Raw genomic sequence first — 15614 nt, forward strand, 5'->3', positions numbered from 1 at the left:
AAATCAGGGTAACTCGTTTGTAATAGGCTCGCCCGTTTACTTATAATAGAACACCACAGTTAACCGGATATCGGAGTCCGCATAATAATAGCTTATCGTATTACACAGGATATTTATGAAAGAACATATTAAGATGATAATACCTGAGCGCATATCGGGATTGGGTGAGCTTGCCTATAATATGTGGTGGAGCTGGCATCCTGAAGCCAGGAACCTGTTCAGGAGACTTGACAGGCTGGTCTGGAAGAATACCGCACATAATCCAGTCAGGTTATTAACGGAAATACCGTATCACCAACTGGTGGCCTGTGCCGAGGACGCCAATTACCTGAGCAGCTACGACGCGACTATGGAGGAGTATCGCAAGAGCCTCTTTGTCAATCCTCCCTGGTTTATGACGAAATATCCACAGCACGGCGACAAATCAGTAGCCTACTTTTCACTGGAATTTGCCCTGCACAACTCGTTGCCGCTTTATGCCGGCGGATTGGGTGTACTGGCGGGAGATTACTGCAAAGCAGCCAGTGATCTCGGTATACCGCTGGTAGGGGTGGGTTTCATGTACCCGCAGGGTTATTTTCATCAGCATATATCGGAGGACGGCTGGCAGACCGAGGTGTATGAGCAACTGGGCTATGATAAAGTCGCGGTTTCACGGGTGATGGACCATGACGGTAAAACTCTGACTGTTCAGGTCCCTCTGGATAGTGTTCATATCAAGGTCGCGGCCTGGCTTCTGAACGTAGGCCGCGTTAAATTGTATCTGCTGGATACAAATCTTGAGGAGAATCCCCAGGCCTATCGGGGATTAACAGCCAGATTGTATGGCGGAGACAGGGAGTTGAGGTTACTTCAGGAGCTGGTAATAGGTATCGGCGGCGTGCGCATACTAAGGGCGTTGGGACTGAAACCCGCAGTCTGGCACGCTAATGAGGGACACACAACCTTTATGCTGGTGGAACGCCTTCGCGAATTCATTAAATCGGGCATGCCGCTGGATGCCGCGCTTAAGTCTGTGGCTGAGACGTCGGTATTCACCACGCATACACCGTTGCCCGCAGGTAACGATACCTTTGCACCCGATATCATCGACAGGTATTTTCACTCCTATTGGGGGGAGCTTGGAATCACAAGGGAGCAATTTTTTGATTTTGGGACCAGCCAGCAGAACAAAGACTCCTTCAATATGACGATACTTGGCCTGAAACTGGCAGGCTACAGAAATGGTGTAAGTAAGCTGCACGGAGAGGTCTGCCGCAGCATGTGGCATGGCCTGTGGCCGGAAAAGCCCGAGTCCGAGGTGCCCATTGTATCTATAACCAACGGCGTACATCTGCCTACCTGGACGGCGCCCCAGATCCAGATTCTATTCAGTCGATTCCTGGGAGATGACTGGGAAGATCATCAGGCTGAGAGGGAAAGATGGGACGGTGTAAATGATATACCTGATGAAGCGATCTGGACCATACATCGTTGGCTGAAGTTTAAACTGGTCGGAGCAATACTGGACCGTGCACGTGAAAGGTGGTCCCATGACCGAGTTGCCGCCATACAGCCACTGGCTATGGGAGCATTGTTAGATCCCGATGTGCTGACCATTGGATTCTCCAGACGCTTCACGGGATATAAGAGAGCTTCACTCATCTTCAAAGATGTTGAAAGGCTAAAGAAAATACTGAATCATGAGATGCAGCCTGTGCAGATTATTTTTGCCGGCAAGGCTCATCCTCAGGACGACGATGGCAAACGGCTGATACAACAGATTTACCGCTATGCCAAGGATCCCGATTATGGTGGAAGGATCGCCTTTGTTGAAGATTACGATATGCATATGGCAAGGGATCTGGTGGCCGGAGTGGATGTCTGGTTAAACACACCGTTAACGTTGATGGAGGCCAGCGGGACGAGTGGTCAAAAGGCGTCGGCGAATGGTGCGGTTAATCTAAGCATACTGGACGGTTGGTGGTTTGAAGGGTACAACGGCGACAACGGCTGGGCCGTGGATGAAAGAGGTCGGATCGATTCAATGGACCGCGATAACGTGACGGCGGATGCCATCTGCGAGCTGCTGGAAGATCACGTGATACCGCTTTACTATGATCGCGACATCAATGGCACGCCACACGGCTGGGTAAAAATGATGAAAGAGAGCATACGCTCAAACGCGCCGCATTTCAATACATCAAGGATGGCCGGCGAATATGTCGAGAGGTTCTACCTGAAAGCTCTGCAATACGCTGAAACAAACAATCTTGAATAAAGCGTATTATGAATGGACGCGCATTGTCCCATATACGTATTGTGATATGATTGAAAATTCAGTAATCTATTAGATGAATTATAATTGAAATGAAGAAGCAACTTAGAAAAATCGGAGTCCTTACATCCGGTGGAGACGCGCCCGGCATGAACGCTGCCATAAGGTCCGTTGTCCGCAGTGCCATATTCCACGAGATGGAAGTAGTCGGCATACGTCGCGGATTCTCGGGCTTAATAGCCGGTGAATTCCAGAAATTCAACCAGCGATCTGTGGCCAATATAATTCAAAAGGGTGGAACCATCCTGGAGACCTCCCGTTGCCCCGAGATGATGGAGGTAGAAGGTCGCAAGAAGGCTATTGATGCTTTATTGTCTCAGGAGATCGATGCTTGCGTGATAATAGGCGGCGGCGGCTCATTCCATGCTGCCCAGGCTATGACTGAGGAAAGCGACATTGCCTTTATGGGAATACCCGGGAGCATCGATAATGATATCTGGGGCACGGATTTTTCGATTGGATTTCATACGGCTGTTAATACTGCCCTGGACGCCATCGACCGCATCAGGGATACCGCCAGCGCCTTCGAAAGGATATTCTTTGTCGAGGTGATGGGCAGGAAATCCGGATTTATCGCGCTTACAGTCGGCCTGGCGGGTGGCGCCGAACAGATCATTATTCCGGAGATCCATATGGATGTGGAGGAACTCTGCCAGAACCTCAGGGAGAGCTTCAAACGGGGCAAGAGAAGCAGTATTATTGTGGTTGCCGAGGGAAACACCGTCGATGATACCATCAATATCGAGAAGTATGTGCAGATGCGCCTCAAGGTCGAGACGCGATTGTGCACGCTTGGCCATATACAGAGGGGAGGATCACCCACAGCCGCAGACAGGATTCTTGCCAGCTGCCTGGGCGTCGCCGCTGTTGAAGGCCTGGTGAACGGGAAAAAGGGGCATGCTGTCGGAGAGGTCAAGGGCGAGATCGTCTACACGCCCTTCAAGGATACCTGGCAAAAGAAAAAGACCATCGATGAACGTTTCCTCAAATATATACCCGTTCTATCTCAGTAAAATCTCATGGTTTCTCGAATATTCTGCTACTGACCATGTTATCGGACAATAAGAAGCATTGCGAAATGGAAAACCCGGTTGTATTTCTAATAATCTGAGGAGGTTTACCCATGGAGATAGTCAAATGGTTCGAGGATCTCGGCAAAGCTGACGTTAATAAGGCCGGCGGCAAAGGCGCAAACCTTGGAGAGCTGGTGAAAGCCGGGCTCCCCGTGCCCCCGGGTTTTGTCGTAACTGCGCAGGCCTATCTGTTGTTCAACACGGAAAGCGGGCTTTCTCAGAAGATCGCACATTCCATGGAGGGGATCAACGTAGATGATACGGCGGAGCTTCAGGCCAAGGCCAGGGAAGTGCAGGGGCTGATTGTAGGTACAGAGATGCCGGCCAATATCAAGGAGGAGATCATCAAGGCTTATGAGGAACTGTCGAAGAAGGATTCGTCCAGGGCGCTGTTCGTGGCGGTAAGGTCATCCGCCACTATGGAGGACTCGGAGCAGGCCTCGTTCGCCGGTATGAATGCAACATTTCTCAACGTTCACGGCAAAGAGGACCTGATCAGGAAAGTAAAGGAATGCTGGGCCTCTTTATACGGTGCAAGGGTGATCTTTTACCGTGCCAAGAAGGAGTTCCTGGATGAGCCTGTGATAGCCGTGGTCGTACAAAAAATGGTCAACTCCGATAAAGCGGGTGTCATGTTTACCGCCGATCCGAGCAATAAAAACATGAGCAGCCTGGTGATCGAGGGCGCCTTCGGCCTGGGTGAAGTTGTAGTAGGTGGATTGGTGTCGCCCGATTACTACGAGGTGGAAAAAAGCAGCCTGAAGGTAAAGGACGCCAGGATATCACATAAAAACTTCAAAATCATACGTGATGAAAAAGGCCGAAACAAGAATGTCGATTTGAGCGATAAAGAGGCCGAACAGCCAGTGCTCAGCGATGCTGAAGTGCAAGAGATCGCCAGGCTGGGCATGAAGATCGAGCAGCACTATGGCAGTCCACAGGATACGGAGTGGGCCATGGAAGGCAAGAAGGTATATATGGTGCAATCCAGGCCGATTACCACCTTGATCGGAGCTGCTGGAGTCGTTTCTGAAGAACTCGATGCGGAGGAGAGCAGGGAGCTGATCAGGGGCCTGGGGGCAAGCCCGGGCCGTGGCAGTGGGGAGGTGCGGGTTCTGGCATCACCCGATAAAGACGATGGATTCGAAAGCGGTGATGTGCTGGTCGCTGAGATGACAACGCCTGACTGGGTTCCCTTGATGAAAAAGGCCTCTGCCATCGTCACTGACGGCGGCGGTGTGACCTGCCACGCTGCCATTGTGTCGCGTGAGATGGGATTGCCCTGCGTGGTGGGAACCCGTAATGCAACCAAGGTTCTCAGTGATAAAATGCTGGTGACAGTCGATGGAACACACGGCATCGTTTATGAAGGGAAACTTAAAGAGGATAAGAAGGCCGAGGAGCCGGGCACCCGGGTGGTGGCCAAGACGGCGCCTATTGTTACAGCGACCAAGCTGTACGTTAATCTGGCCATGCCTCATGAAGCTGAGAGGATCGCCAAGGAAGATGTTGACGGCATAGGCCTGCTCAGGGCGGAGTTCATGGTCATCGATGCCTGTGACGGCGTGCACCCCAGGCAGCTTATGGAGGAAGGCAAGAGCAACCAGTTCATCGATGCCATGGTCAGGAAATTGCGCATCTTTACACGCGCGTTTCATCCCAGACCGGTCATTTATCGGGCTATCGATTTCCGCACCAATGAATTCCGTAACCTGAGGGGTGGCGACAAGTATGAGAGTGTCGAGCAGAATCCTATGATAGGCTTCCGGGGTTGTTACAGGTATGTGATGAATCCGGACCTTTTCGAGCTCGAGCTGAAGGTCCTTCAGAAGGTTCGGGAGCTGGATAAGAACCTTCATCTCATGATCCCGTTCGTGCGAACGCTATGGGAGTTTAAACGCTGCAAGAAAATCATAGATGACAGCGGTCTGATGGATGACAGGGAGATGCAGCTCTGGGTAATGGCCGAGGTGCCCTCAGCGGTTTACTGGCTTGAAGACTATGCCAGGGCAGGTATTCACGGTGTATCCATCGGGTCAAACGATCTCACGCAGCTTGTCCTGGGCGTGGACCGCGACAGTGAGATATGCGCCCCTCTCTATGATGAAAGGGACAAGGCGGTGATGGAAGCCATTAAATCGATAGTAAAAACCTCTCAGAAAATGGGTATAACCTGCTCCATTTGCGGGCAGGCGCCCTCCAACTACCCGGACTACGCAGAGAAACTGGTCGAATGGGGGATCACGTCCGTATCGGTAAATCCGGACGTCATAGACCGCACACGGCATAATATCGCGGCCGCCGAGCAGCGCGTATTGCTCAAAGCGGCTTTGAAGAGGGAATTCGACCGGGAATAGTATAATAATATCAGCAGCGGCAATTGCAGGATAACTGCTTTTAATGCAGCGGTTATCCTGCATTTACTATTTTAATATGAATAATATTCGCAATTTTTGCATCATCGCTCATATCGATCATGGCAAGTCCACACTGGCCGATCGCATACTCGAGATGACGGGCCTGATCAGAAAGACCAGCATGGATCAGATGCTGGACAGCATGGACCTTGAGAGGGAGAGGGGTATCACGATCAAGGCCAAGTCGGTCCGCATACCCAACAGAGCGGCGGACGGAAAAGAATACATATTAAACCTCATAGACACGCCGGGCCATGTCGATTTCAGCTATGAGGTATCACGCAGCCTGGAAGCTTGCGAGGGCGCTGTCCTGCTGGTGGATGCCACACAGGGTGTGGAGGCGCAGACCATAGCCAATGCCAACCTGGCTATCGATGCAGGTCTGAAGATCATTCCTGTAATCAACAAGATCGACCTTCCCGGCGCCATGCTTGATGATTGCGCCTTGCAACTTTATACCATGCTGGGTCTAAGCATTGAAGATATACTGCATGTTTCGGCCAAGGATGGGCGCGGAGTAGCTGAGCTGCTCGAGGCCATCGTTGAGCGGATCCCTCCGCCGTCAGGGAGTGAGACAGATCCCTTGAAGTGCCTCATTTTCGATTCGTTTTTCGATCCCTATCGTGGGGTCATTCCGCATCTGCGCGTCTTCTCGGGTCGTATCGCTGCGGGTGACAAAATCATGCTGAAGTCATCCGGACGGGTATTTGAGATTGAGGAGGTGGGCTATTTCAGCCTGGGGCTGGCTCAATCTGAACAGCTTCTGGCCGGAGAGGTCGGGTATGCCGTGGCGCTCATCAGAAACGCCGGCGAGATACATGTGGGCGATACTATCGTGGCCGCCGACCATCCGGAGGTGGCCGCGGTACCGGGCTTCAGGCTTTCGCAGTCGATGGTGTACTGCGGGATTTATCCCATTATCACCAGTGATTATGCCAAGCTGGGAGCTGCGCTTGATAAGTTCAAACTCAATGATTCGTCAGTTGTGTTCGAGAAAGAAAATTCGGCTGCCCTGGGTTACGGATATCGAATAGGATTCCTGGGGATGCTGCATATGGAGATAGCCCTTGAGAGGCTCAGGCGCGAATATGAACAGGATATTATAGCTACCATGCCATCGGTCATTTACCGTGTTATCTGCCTGAATGGCGAAGTGCTGATGCTTGATAATCCCTCCAAATTTCCCCCGGAGGGACAGATAGACCATATCGAAGAGCCTATCATCAGGACCAGGATTATAGTTCCGTCGGACTATGTGGGGCCATGCATGGAGTTATCCGATGCCAAGCGGGGTGTCCTGGTGGGCATCGAGCATCCCGATGATAAGCGCGCCATACTGATATACGATTTGCCGCTGGCTGAGATGATCACGGATTTTTACGACAGGCTCAAGAGTGTCAGCCGCGGATATGCCAGCATGGACTACGAAATGAACGGATACCGGGCTGGAGACCTGGTCAAGGTGGATATACTGGTCAACAATGGGCCTGTGGACGCACTTTCATATATTGCGCCCAGGGAGAATGCGGCCACCAGAGGCCGGGCGCTCATCCACAAACTTAGCAAGACCATTCCCAAGCACCTCTTCAAGATCCCGCTGCAGGCGGCCATCGGTTCACAGATAATTGCCAGGGAGGACATCTTTCCCATGCGCAAGGACGTACTGGCCAAGTGCTACGGCGGCGACATAACAAGAAAAAGGAAGCTGCTGGAAAAGCAGAAAGAAGGCAAGAAAAAGATGAAGATGGTCGGCTTTGTAGAGGTACCCCAGGAGGCCTTCCTGTCGCTCATGAAGATTGAGGATTAGGCTGCTGATATGAGAGGCCTCTATATTCACATACCTTTCTGCATCAGCAAATGCTTTTACTGTGATTTCTATTCGGTTTATGCAAAACCTGATTTGATGGATGGGTATATCGATGCTCTGTTGGCCGAGGCCGACAGCAACCGTGGTATGGACTTCGCTACGCTTTTTATCGGGGGCGGTACCCCCAGTATACTGGGAGCTGAAAGGCTGGAGAAGTTGATATGCGGCCTTCGGCGGATATTCGATCTTGCTGATTTAGGGGAGGCGACAGTCGAGGTTAATCCGGAGTCAGCCGGGATTGACTTGCTGGCGGCGCTGTACAGGCTCGGCATCGGCCGGATCTCCATCGGGATACAGTCGTTGAACGATGATGAGCTTAAAAAGTCAGGCAGGGCCCATAACAGGCGGCAGGCGCTTGAGACTGTCAAGACGACCTTTTCCGTCGGTTTGCGCAATGTATCGGCGGATATCATGATAGGATTGCCCGGCCAGACAGCACAAAGCCTTGCAGGCACGCTGAATATCCTGATAGGCGCGGGCGTAAACCATATTTCAGCTTATTGCCTTTCAATCGAAAAGGGCACCTCTTTTTATCGGTATCCTCCGCCTGATTTACCCAACGAAGATGAGCAGGCAAGCCTTTTCGAGTGCGCCGTCGACATTCTACAGACGCGCGGCTTTGTGCATTATGAGATATCGAATTTTGCATCACCGGGCAGCGAGTGTCTGCACAACCTCAATTACTGGAGGGGGGGAGAGTATCTCGGGTTAGGTCCGGCGGCCGCCTCGCACCTCGGTGGACGTCGCTTCAGGAACACACCCAGGCTGGAGCGATATCTGGCTGACCCTTTGTCCGGCCGGGAAGGGGAGGAGTGTCTGGAAGACGCACGTAAAGCAGGTGAAGAGGCGATGCTGCGTCTGCGGCTTATTCAGGAAGGCCTGGACATGCAGGAAATGGCCGGAAAATACGGGCGGAATGTAATTGAAGGGCTGGAAGCAAGGCTGAATGAGCTTGTAAAGCGGCGGTCGCTGGCTCGTGAAAGGGCTGTTTTCCGTTTGCAGCCCGCCTGTGTGCTGACATCCAACAGTGTTTTTATCGATGTGATAGGCTAATGTGCCTTGTCGGGTATCCGAGCCTGATCGTTTACCATATGCCGGGCAAGAGTGATTTACGATCGGCGGGATAATCAGGGAAGCGCTGGTGATACCAGGCATGGTGCGACATGGCGCGTGGCGCGAGGTTGGCTATGGTCCACAGTGCGAAGCTCAGCCCGGCCAGCGACCAGGTGGCCAGCGCCCATCCAAGCCAGATCAGGATCTCGCCGAAGTAATTGGGGCATGATATCCAGCGATATAATCCTCCATAAGGTATTCTATAACCGGTTTCTCCGGGCCTGCGCAGCCTGGCCAGCGTATAATCGGCGTGCCTGTTGATAACGAAACCCGAGATGAAAAGCGCGGCGCCTGCGATGAAGCGAGGATCGATCAGCCATTGATCGGGATAACCGCCGGACAGCGTGAAAATATAGTATCCGTTCAGCCAGGCATTCATCATATTGAAGAAAATGCCTGAAAATACGATTGAAAGAGGCATTTTATCATGGGAATTCTTCAAGCTGAAAGGGTATATAAAGGCACGATGTATGTAATGCGCTTCCCACATCAGCAGGAAGATCACCGATGGGATCGAGAGCGGCGCTTTCCCCAGTATGAAAGATGCGATAAATATCAACGGCGACCAGGCCTCCATGATCACCCAGGCGAGTTTGCTGTCAATTGAAGGCCCCCATCCGCTCTTAATGTGGCGGCCGTACGGTGCGGCGATGAAGGAAAGACTGACAAAAATAAGGGGACAAAGCACCAGCCAGGTGATCAACAGGATATTGTAGGTAGCGTCCGAAGTCATTCTAACGATGCCCTCGTCTCTTTATAAAGCCGTTGTCCATAAACCAGTTGATGGTATCCGACAGGGTTTCTTTGATAGGCCTCGGTTCATATCCGAGTTCACGCGTGGCTTTAGCGTGGTTAATGTTGCGGTTGCCGGCCAGGGCCTTTAAAGAAACGCTGGTAAAGAGCGGTCTGACCCCTGTCCAGCGGGATATTGCCGTCACAACAGGAGCGCAGGCCCCGGCCACCGGTACCGGGCATACCAGTGCAGGCGGCTTCCTACCTGCCATCTGAGATACAATAGTTGCTATTTCTCTCACCGATAGCCATGTGCCGGAGAGCAGATAATTCGAGCCCGCGGGTGCGGTCTGCTCAGCCTTGATGGCGCCCTCGGCCACGTCTCTGGCGTCCACCCAGTCGAAACCCCCTTCGAGCAGAACAGGGATTCTGCCTTCGGCCATCATGATCAGAGCCTGCCCGAAATGCGATGGCCTGTAATCATAAGGACCGATAACAGCGGTAGGATTAATTATCACCGCATCAAAGCCCGCGACGGCGGCCTGTCGTACCAGTCTCTCACCCGAAGCCTTGGAGAGGTCATACGGCGCAGACTTCGGCGATTCAACCAGTGGCCGAGTTTCATCGATCGGCACATCCAGAGGCTCGTTGCAGAGGGAGTGAATGGAGCTGAAATGTACAAGCCGTTTGACATCGTTGCGGCGGCAGGCTTCTATCACGTTGCGGGTACCTTCGATATTAACAGTACTGCATCGTACGCGGTCGCTCATCAATAGCGATATATATGCAGCCAGATGGTATACAATCGAAACGCCTTCAAATGCATGGATCATGGAATCCAGGTCACTGACATCGCCGTTGCGGCGCTCAACTTTAAGATCCTCCAGACCCAGCGTGCTGCTGTGCGCTATGATACGCACATTCCTTCCTCGGGCGATCAGAGAACGGACAAGATTTACGCCGACATGTCCGGAAGCTCCGGTTACAGCTGTAATCATATGTAAGGAAACAGGAAGTTAAACTTAAAGACTTCTGCAAGTTTAAATAGGCGGCAGTGCCATGTCAAATGTGTGTTCGCAGACGATATAACGGCTACTGCTGCGTGCGTTGATAAAGCGGTATTATATTGATATGATAAATGCCATGTCCAAGCCAGGTTCATTCACACTGGATGAGATATTTCATCCGAGCAGTGTGGCCATAGTCGGCGCTTCGCCTGACAATATCATGTCTTTCGCGGCATGGGCTGTCAGCTCGTTGAAAGAGGCCGGTTTTCCAGCCATTTACCCGGTAAATCCCAGACACAGCGAGGCCTTCGGGCTTACCTGCTATCCTTCCATCTCGGCTATACCCGGGCCGGTGGACCACGTCATAGTATGTATCCCCGCCGAAAAATCCATGGACGTCCTTGATGATTGCGCCGGAAAGGGCGTGATGTCGGTGCATTTTTTCACAGCCGGTTTCAGTGAAAGCGGCGACAGGAGCCGCGCCGAGCTGGAGAGGGATATGCTGCAGAAGGCGCGCGACGGCGGATTCCGCATCATCGGACCTAACTGCACCGGACTTTTCGTGCCCGAGGCCAGGTTGACCACGTCCAGCCGCATGCCGATGCAGCCGGGAGACATAGCATTCATGTCGCAAAGCGGCGGGCATTCCCAGGACATGCCGATGCACGCCGGATCCCGCGGCCTGCGCTTCAGCAAGGTCATCAGCTATGGAAATGCGCTGGATATCGGTGAATGTGAATTACTGGAATACTTCACAAGCGATACCGGGACGGATATAATAGCTATCTACATCGAAGGCGTGAGGGAGGGCAAACGTTTTCGACGTGTTCTCGAGAAGGCCTGCGCTAAGAAACCGGTGGTGGTCTATAAGGGAGGCACTACCGAAGCCGGACTGAGGACGGCCATGAGCCACACAGCCAGCATGACATCCTCTATAAAGGCGTTTCAAGCAATATGCCGCCAGGCCAACGCCATCCAGGTTGGCGATATACAGGAACTGATCGACGTCCTGGTGGCTCTGAGGTTCGCCCGTCCTTACCCGTCGGGCAAAGGCATTGCAGTTGTAGGTGTTGGAGGTGGGCCCAGCGTCGAGGCCGGCGATCACATGGAGGTTGTGGGGCTTGAACTGTCTGCGCTGTCTTCCGATGTGCAGGCTCAACTCAGGAGTTTACTGCCCAATGAGGGCGGTATCTTCACCAATCCGCTGGATGCCACCAATCTCGTCTATCCTGATGTGATCTATAATACGTTGAAAGTGATCGGATGTTCCCCTGGCATCGACATGATAATGTATCATATGGGATTCCATCCGGTAACCCGCTGGGGTGAGGGCATCTACTCCAGCGAATTTTTCCTGAAACCGGCTTCAGAGGCTTTACATAAATCGCATAAGGAGATCAACAGACCGGTGATAATGGCGCTGGGGCAGGCCTCGGATATGGTTGGAATGGAGGAGTTGCTCAAGGTGCAGGCCGCTTTCGTAAAAGAGGGATTGCCCGTGTTTCATTCTATTGAAAAGGCAGGGCTGGCCATGGCGAGGGTTGCGGCATGGTGGAGGAGATTTGCCCGGGATTAATCATTGTGCAGGAGGGGGATGATGACGATGCAGCCGCAGGACCACCTGGCCGGGCCGCTGACATGGCAGATCGAAGATCTTGGTAAGCGCATCAGATTGCTTGAGGAAACGATCACTCAGTTAAAAACTCTGGACACGACCCTTCATGAGATGCAGTTTATCATTTACAGCTACGTGGAGAAGATCAAGGAAGGCGTCGTGCTTATGCAGGATGAGATAATAGTGTGGGCCAATAAAGCGGGCTGCGATATACTGGGATATGAATTCGATGAAGTAGTAAATAAGTCCGTCATCGAGATAGCCCACCCCAAGTATCGCCAGCAGTTGTCGGCGCGTTTTGCATTGGTACAGGCCGGTGACGAGACATACGATGCAACACTGTGGCCTTTTGTCAGCAAAACCCGCGAGATCAAGTATATCAAGCCGTTCAGCACGCGTGTTATGTACATGGGACGGCCGGCTGTAATGGCTTTTTTCAGTGATATAACCGAGGAGAAGAAGGCGCAGGATGAGTTGACCCTGCGGGCTGAGATGCTCGACCAGGTGACGGACTCGATCTTTCTGCTGGATATGAAGGGCAATATTAAGTATGTCAATAAAGCTGTATGCGAATGCCTTGGCTATGCACCGGACGAGATCACGCAATTGAATATTCTGGATATTAATGCGCAGGAGCTGAGGGAAAAAGCCGAGATCCGTTTAAAAAAGACCGTAGTGCGCAAACTGGGAGCATTTAAGACCATACATATGCATAAGGATGGCACAAGAGTGCCGGTGTCCGTGCGGGTGCGCGTCATCAAGATAGGAGGGAGGGAGTATATTCTGGGAGGAGTTCGGGAGATCGTACGTGAGGAGGAATCGTTATAACAACTAACATATCCGGGGAAGTTCGAAAATGAAAGGCAAACTGGTGCATCCTTTGTGGACGCATCTGCCCGCATTGCTATTAATCCTTGTGGCGGTATACTTCACAATTAAAGCTCTCCCGCTACCTGACCCGGCCCCGGTGCGTTTTGATCTCAGCGGTCAGCCTAATACGTATGGCTCTCCCTGGATCAGCTCATCTCTGCTGCTGGGGCTATCGGTTGGATTTCTTATTCTTTCGTTATGGCTTGACGAGCTCTGGGCGCGCCAGGAAAAGAAGAAGACCTTCAACTGGATGTCGCTTTTCGATGAGTTTGCCATAGGGAGCATGTGCGGTGTGCAGATTGCCTATGTGAATATGCTCGCTTCCGCGCAAATGATTTTTTCTTTCCCCTGGATTGAAATGGTCGCGGCCTGCGGTCTGGGAACCGGCATGGCCGTAGTATTGGAGCTTATTCGCCCGTACCGGCATTATGAGAAGAAGCCGGCTATAGAGGACGTGAGCCGGGTTGCAGAGGAGATAACCCGGGTAGTACAGGCGGGGCAACCCGTATCGTACTGGGAATCGCAGAATCCGCCGTACGTGGGAGTGCTGATGGTGATCGTGCCGCTGATCATGATTGTGGCGGCTGTCTTTACCTGGGCATTGCTTCCCTGGCTATCGATTATACTGGGTTTGATTGCTCTGGCGATGATCGGAACCTACGGTGGTTTTCGCACACAGGTCACGCGGGATATGGTCACGGTCAGAATGGGCCTGCTGGGCATCAAGCTGCTGCAGTTAAAAACGGCGGATATTACCGGTGTGGAGGTGCATTCATTCTCGCCGCTGCAGGACTTCGGTGGTTACGGGATACGTTTTAACAGCGAGATGAAAGCCTACTATCTGCAGGGTGACCGCGGCGTCAAGATCACTGCCGGTGACGGTAAGAAATACCTCATAGGCTCCGACCGACCGGAGCACCTGGCTGCGGTGATAGACTTGGTCAGGGGATGAGCCCGGCCGGTTCAGACCTTAAACGAAGTAGCGCGGGATCATATAACGGACCTGCCGCAGTATGTTCGCGAAAAAGCCGATGCGTTTCTTTTTCTTATTCATAACATTCACCTGCTCTATTTCTCATATTTCTCGATAAGGTCAGCCGCGTTCATGGCCGAGGCTGTGACCACCGGTACGCCGCCGCCCGGATGGGTCGATGCGCCTACCAGGTAGAGCCCCTTGATGGACTTGGACTTTGCTGCTGGACGGAAGCAAATCGCATGAGGCACATCCTGCCTGAGCGCGTAGATGGCGCCCTCGGGAGAGAGCAGCCTTCTTTCAAAATCGGCCGGAGTTGAGAATTCCGCTACGCGGACGTGCTTCTCCAGGTCGGGTATATACCTCTCGGAGTAATAATTAATGATCCTCTGCAAGAGGTCTTTCTTCTCCGCCTCCCAGGTCGTGCCTTCCAGCTTATAGGGCCCCGGCCCCATGGTCAGGATAATGATGTTGTGTCCTTTGGGCGCCAGATCGGGATCGGATCGTGTAGTGCAGCTTATAATACCGAACTGCTGGGCCGGGTAACTTCCCTGCTCGTACTCATCCCACCAGTATTTGTTCATCTCCTCCATGGGGATGGTGGCCAGCGTGTGGTGCGATTCCAGCGGCGGGTCGTAATCAACCCCAAGGTAAACAGTCGGTGTCGACATCGAGTACTCGTAGCTTTTAACGCCTGTTCGGACTATAGAGGGCAGGTGTTCTTCACCGATCAGATCCAGGTACAGGTTCTTGGCGTTTATATCGGATATCACCAGATCGGCCGTGATCTCGCTGCCGTCGGCCAGGACGACCCCAATAGCGCGGCGGTCCCTGACCATGACCTTCTTTACCAGCGTATTCAGCCTGGTCGTCATGCCGAGCTTCTCGCCAACGCGTCTGAATGCCGCCGGTATGGCTACCATGCCTCCTTTGCTGTAGTAAATCCCTTCATGCTCCGAATAGGGTATCACGGCGTAAAGGCCGGGCAGGAGCTCCGGAGGCAGGCCCGCGTAAAAGCATTGATATGAAAGTGATTCCCGGATTTTCTCGCTCTTGAAGAACTTCTTCAATACTCCCTCGTAGTTGCCGTTGAAGAGAGGCATATATTTCAGCATGGTGGGAGTCTGCTGGAACATGCGGACGACATCGCCCAGCGTGTTGGCCGGTTTAACGAAGAACCCTTCCACCGCCGCGTCGTTGAACGCCTTCATATACTTGCAGAAGTCATACCACCCCTTGACATCCTCCGGGGCGACCTTAGCGATCTCCTGCGCCGATTCCTCGATAGACTTGGGATAGCGCATCCGGGAGCCGTCCTTGAAGATAATAGAGAAGATGAGGTGCGGAGGTATCAGCTCGACCTCCTGTGCCAGGGTGGTGCCCAGGCGCTGGAAGCACCAGTCCATCACCTGGATGTCTTCGATAAGGGAGGCGCCGAGGTCGAAATGGTACCCCTCCCGTTCGAAAGTGGAACAGCATCCCCCAACCCTTTCGCTCTGTTCAATCAGGAGAACCTTGCGACCCTGTTTGGCCATCAGAGCGGATACAGCCAGCCCCCCGATACCGGCGCCGATAACGATCACATTGTAATCAGACATACGATACCTCCCAACACTAATTAAATATTGAT

General features: G+C 52.6%; 11 protein-coding genes. 8 read left to right on the forward strand and 3 right to left on the reverse strand.

The annotated features are described in order from the left end of the window. Nucleotides 1-115: 115 nt before the first annotated feature. The 5 genes from glgP to hemW all read left to right on the forward strand — a co-directional run bounded on the left by glgP (nt 116) and on the right by hemW (nt 8727). Nucleotides 116-2260, forward strand: coding sequence for an alpha-glucan family phosphorylase (glgP, locus tag WC359_01045; GenBank protein MFA5399021.1), 2145 nt, complete (start codon nt 116-118; stop codon nt 2258-2260). 89 nt (nt 2261-2349) lie between these two features. Beyond that, complete coding sequence (gene pfkA / locus WC359_01050; GenBank protein MFA5399022.1) at nt 2350-3330, forward strand: 6-phosphofructokinase; 981 nt, start codon at nt 2350-2352, stop codon at nt 3328-3330. A 110-nt stretch (nt 3331-3440) separates the two neighbouring features. Then, nucleotides 3441-5747, forward strand: coding sequence for a phosphoenolpyruvate synthase (gene ppsA, locus WC359_01055; GenBank protein ID MFA5399023.1), 2307 nt, complete (start codon nt 3441-3443; stop codon nt 5745-5747). Nucleotides 5748-5790: 43 nt separating this feature from the next. Then, the gene (gene lepA, locus WC359_01060; GenBank protein MFA5399024.1) at nt 5791-7614 is read left to right on the forward strand and encodes a translation elongation factor 4; all 1824 of its coding nucleotides are present in this window, start codon (nt 5791-5793) and stop codon (nt 7612-7614) included. Between the two features lie 9 nt (nt 7615-7623). After that, complete coding sequence (hemW, locus tag WC359_01065) at nt 7624-8727, forward strand: radical SAM family heme chaperone HemW (protein MFA5399025.1); 1104 nt, start codon at nt 7624-7626, stop codon at nt 8725-8727. A 31-nt stretch (nt 8728-8758) separates the two neighbouring features. Here hemW and WC359_01070 read toward each other — a convergent pair whose 3' ends face one another. Further along, nucleotides 8759-9520: a DUF1295 domain-containing protein gene (locus tag WC359_01070; GenBank protein MFA5399026.1), complete on the reverse strand. Its 762-nt coding sequence runs from the start codon at nt 9518-9520 to the stop codon at nt 8759-8761. A gap of 1 nt (nt 9521) precedes the next feature. After that, the gene (locus WC359_01075; GenBank protein MFA5399027.1) at nt 9522-10517 is read right to left on the reverse strand and encodes an NAD-dependent epimerase/dehydratase family protein; all 996 of its coding nucleotides are present in this window, start codon (nt 10515-10517) and stop codon (nt 9522-9524) included. A 145-nt stretch (nt 10518-10662) separates the two neighbouring features. Here WC359_01075 and WC359_01080 point away from each other — a divergent pair, with 145 nt between their 5' ends. Genes WC359_01080 through WC359_01090 form a run of 3 tightly spaced genes read left to right on the forward strand, consistent with a single transcriptional unit; the run spans nt 10663 to nt 13963 of the window. Continuing rightward, entirely contained in the window at nt 10663-12102 is a 1440-nt protein-coding gene (locus tag WC359_01080) for a CoA-binding protein (GenBank protein MFA5399028.1), read from the forward strand. Between the two features lie 18 nt (nt 12103-12120). Beyond that, entirely contained in the window at nt 12121-12969 is an 849-nt protein-coding gene (locus WC359_01085; protein MFA5399029.1) for a PAS domain-containing protein, read from the forward strand. Between the two features lie 28 nt (nt 12970-12997). Continuing rightward, complete coding sequence (locus tag WC359_01090) at nt 12998-13963, forward strand: DUF1648 domain-containing protein (GenBank protein MFA5399030.1); 966 nt, start codon at nt 12998-13000, stop codon at nt 13961-13963. 116 nt (nt 13964-14079) lie between these two features. Here WC359_01090 and WC359_01095 read toward each other — a convergent pair whose 3' ends face one another. Continuing rightward, the gene (locus tag WC359_01095; protein ID MFA5399031.1) at nt 14080-15582 is read right to left on the reverse strand and encodes an NAD(P)/FAD-dependent oxidoreductase; all 1503 of its coding nucleotides are present in this window, start codon (nt 15580-15582) and stop codon (nt 14080-14082) included. Nucleotides 15583-15614: the final 32 nt, after the last annotated feature.

Source organism: Dehalococcoidia bacterium, from assembly GCA_041653995.1.
GTDB lineage: Bacteria > Chloroflexota > Dehalococcoidia > GIF9 > UBA5629 > CAIMUM01.

Excerpts from the sequence above, each read along its gene's own strand:
- pfkA (MFA5399022.1), top strand. The coding sequence starts at position 2,350 with ATGAAGAAGCAACTTAGAAAAATCGGAGTCCTTACATCCGGTGGAGAC.
- WC359_01090 (MFA5399030.1), top strand. The coding sequence starts at position 12,998 with ATGAAAGGCAAACTGGTGCATCCTTTGTGGACGCATCTGCCCGCATTG.
- WC359_01095 (MFA5399031.1), bottom strand. The coding sequence starts at position 15,582 with ATGTCTGATTACAATGTGATCGTTATCGGCGCCGGTATCGGGGGGCTG.
- WC359_01080 (MFA5399028.1), top strand. The coding sequence starts at position 10,663 with ATGTCCAAGCCAGGTTCATTCACACTGGATGAGATATTTCATCCGAGC.
- WC359_01070 (MFA5399026.1), bottom strand. The coding sequence starts at position 9,520 with ATGACTTCGGACGCTACCTACAATATCCTGTTGATCACCTGGCTGGTG.
- WC359_01075 (MFA5399027.1), bottom strand. The coding sequence starts at position 10,517 with ATGATTACAGCTGTAACCGGAGCTTCCGGACATGTCGGCGTAAATCTT.
- WC359_01085 (MFA5399029.1), top strand. The coding sequence starts at position 12,121 with ATGATGACGATGCAGCCGCAGGACCACCTGGCCGGGCCGCTGACATGG.
- glgP (MFA5399021.1), top strand. The coding sequence starts at position 116 with ATGAAAGAACATATTAAGATGATAATACCTGAGCGCATATCGGGATTG.
- ppsA (MFA5399023.1), top strand. The coding sequence starts at position 3,441 with ATGGAGATAGTCAAATGGTTCGAGGATCTCGGCAAAGCTGACGTTAAT.
- lepA (MFA5399024.1), top strand. The coding sequence starts at position 5,791 with ATGCAGCGGTTATCCTGCATTTACTATTTTAATATGAATAATATTCGC.
- hemW (MFA5399025.1), top strand. The coding sequence starts at position 7,624 with ATGAGAGGCCTCTATATTCACATACCTTTCTGCATCAGCAAATGCTTT.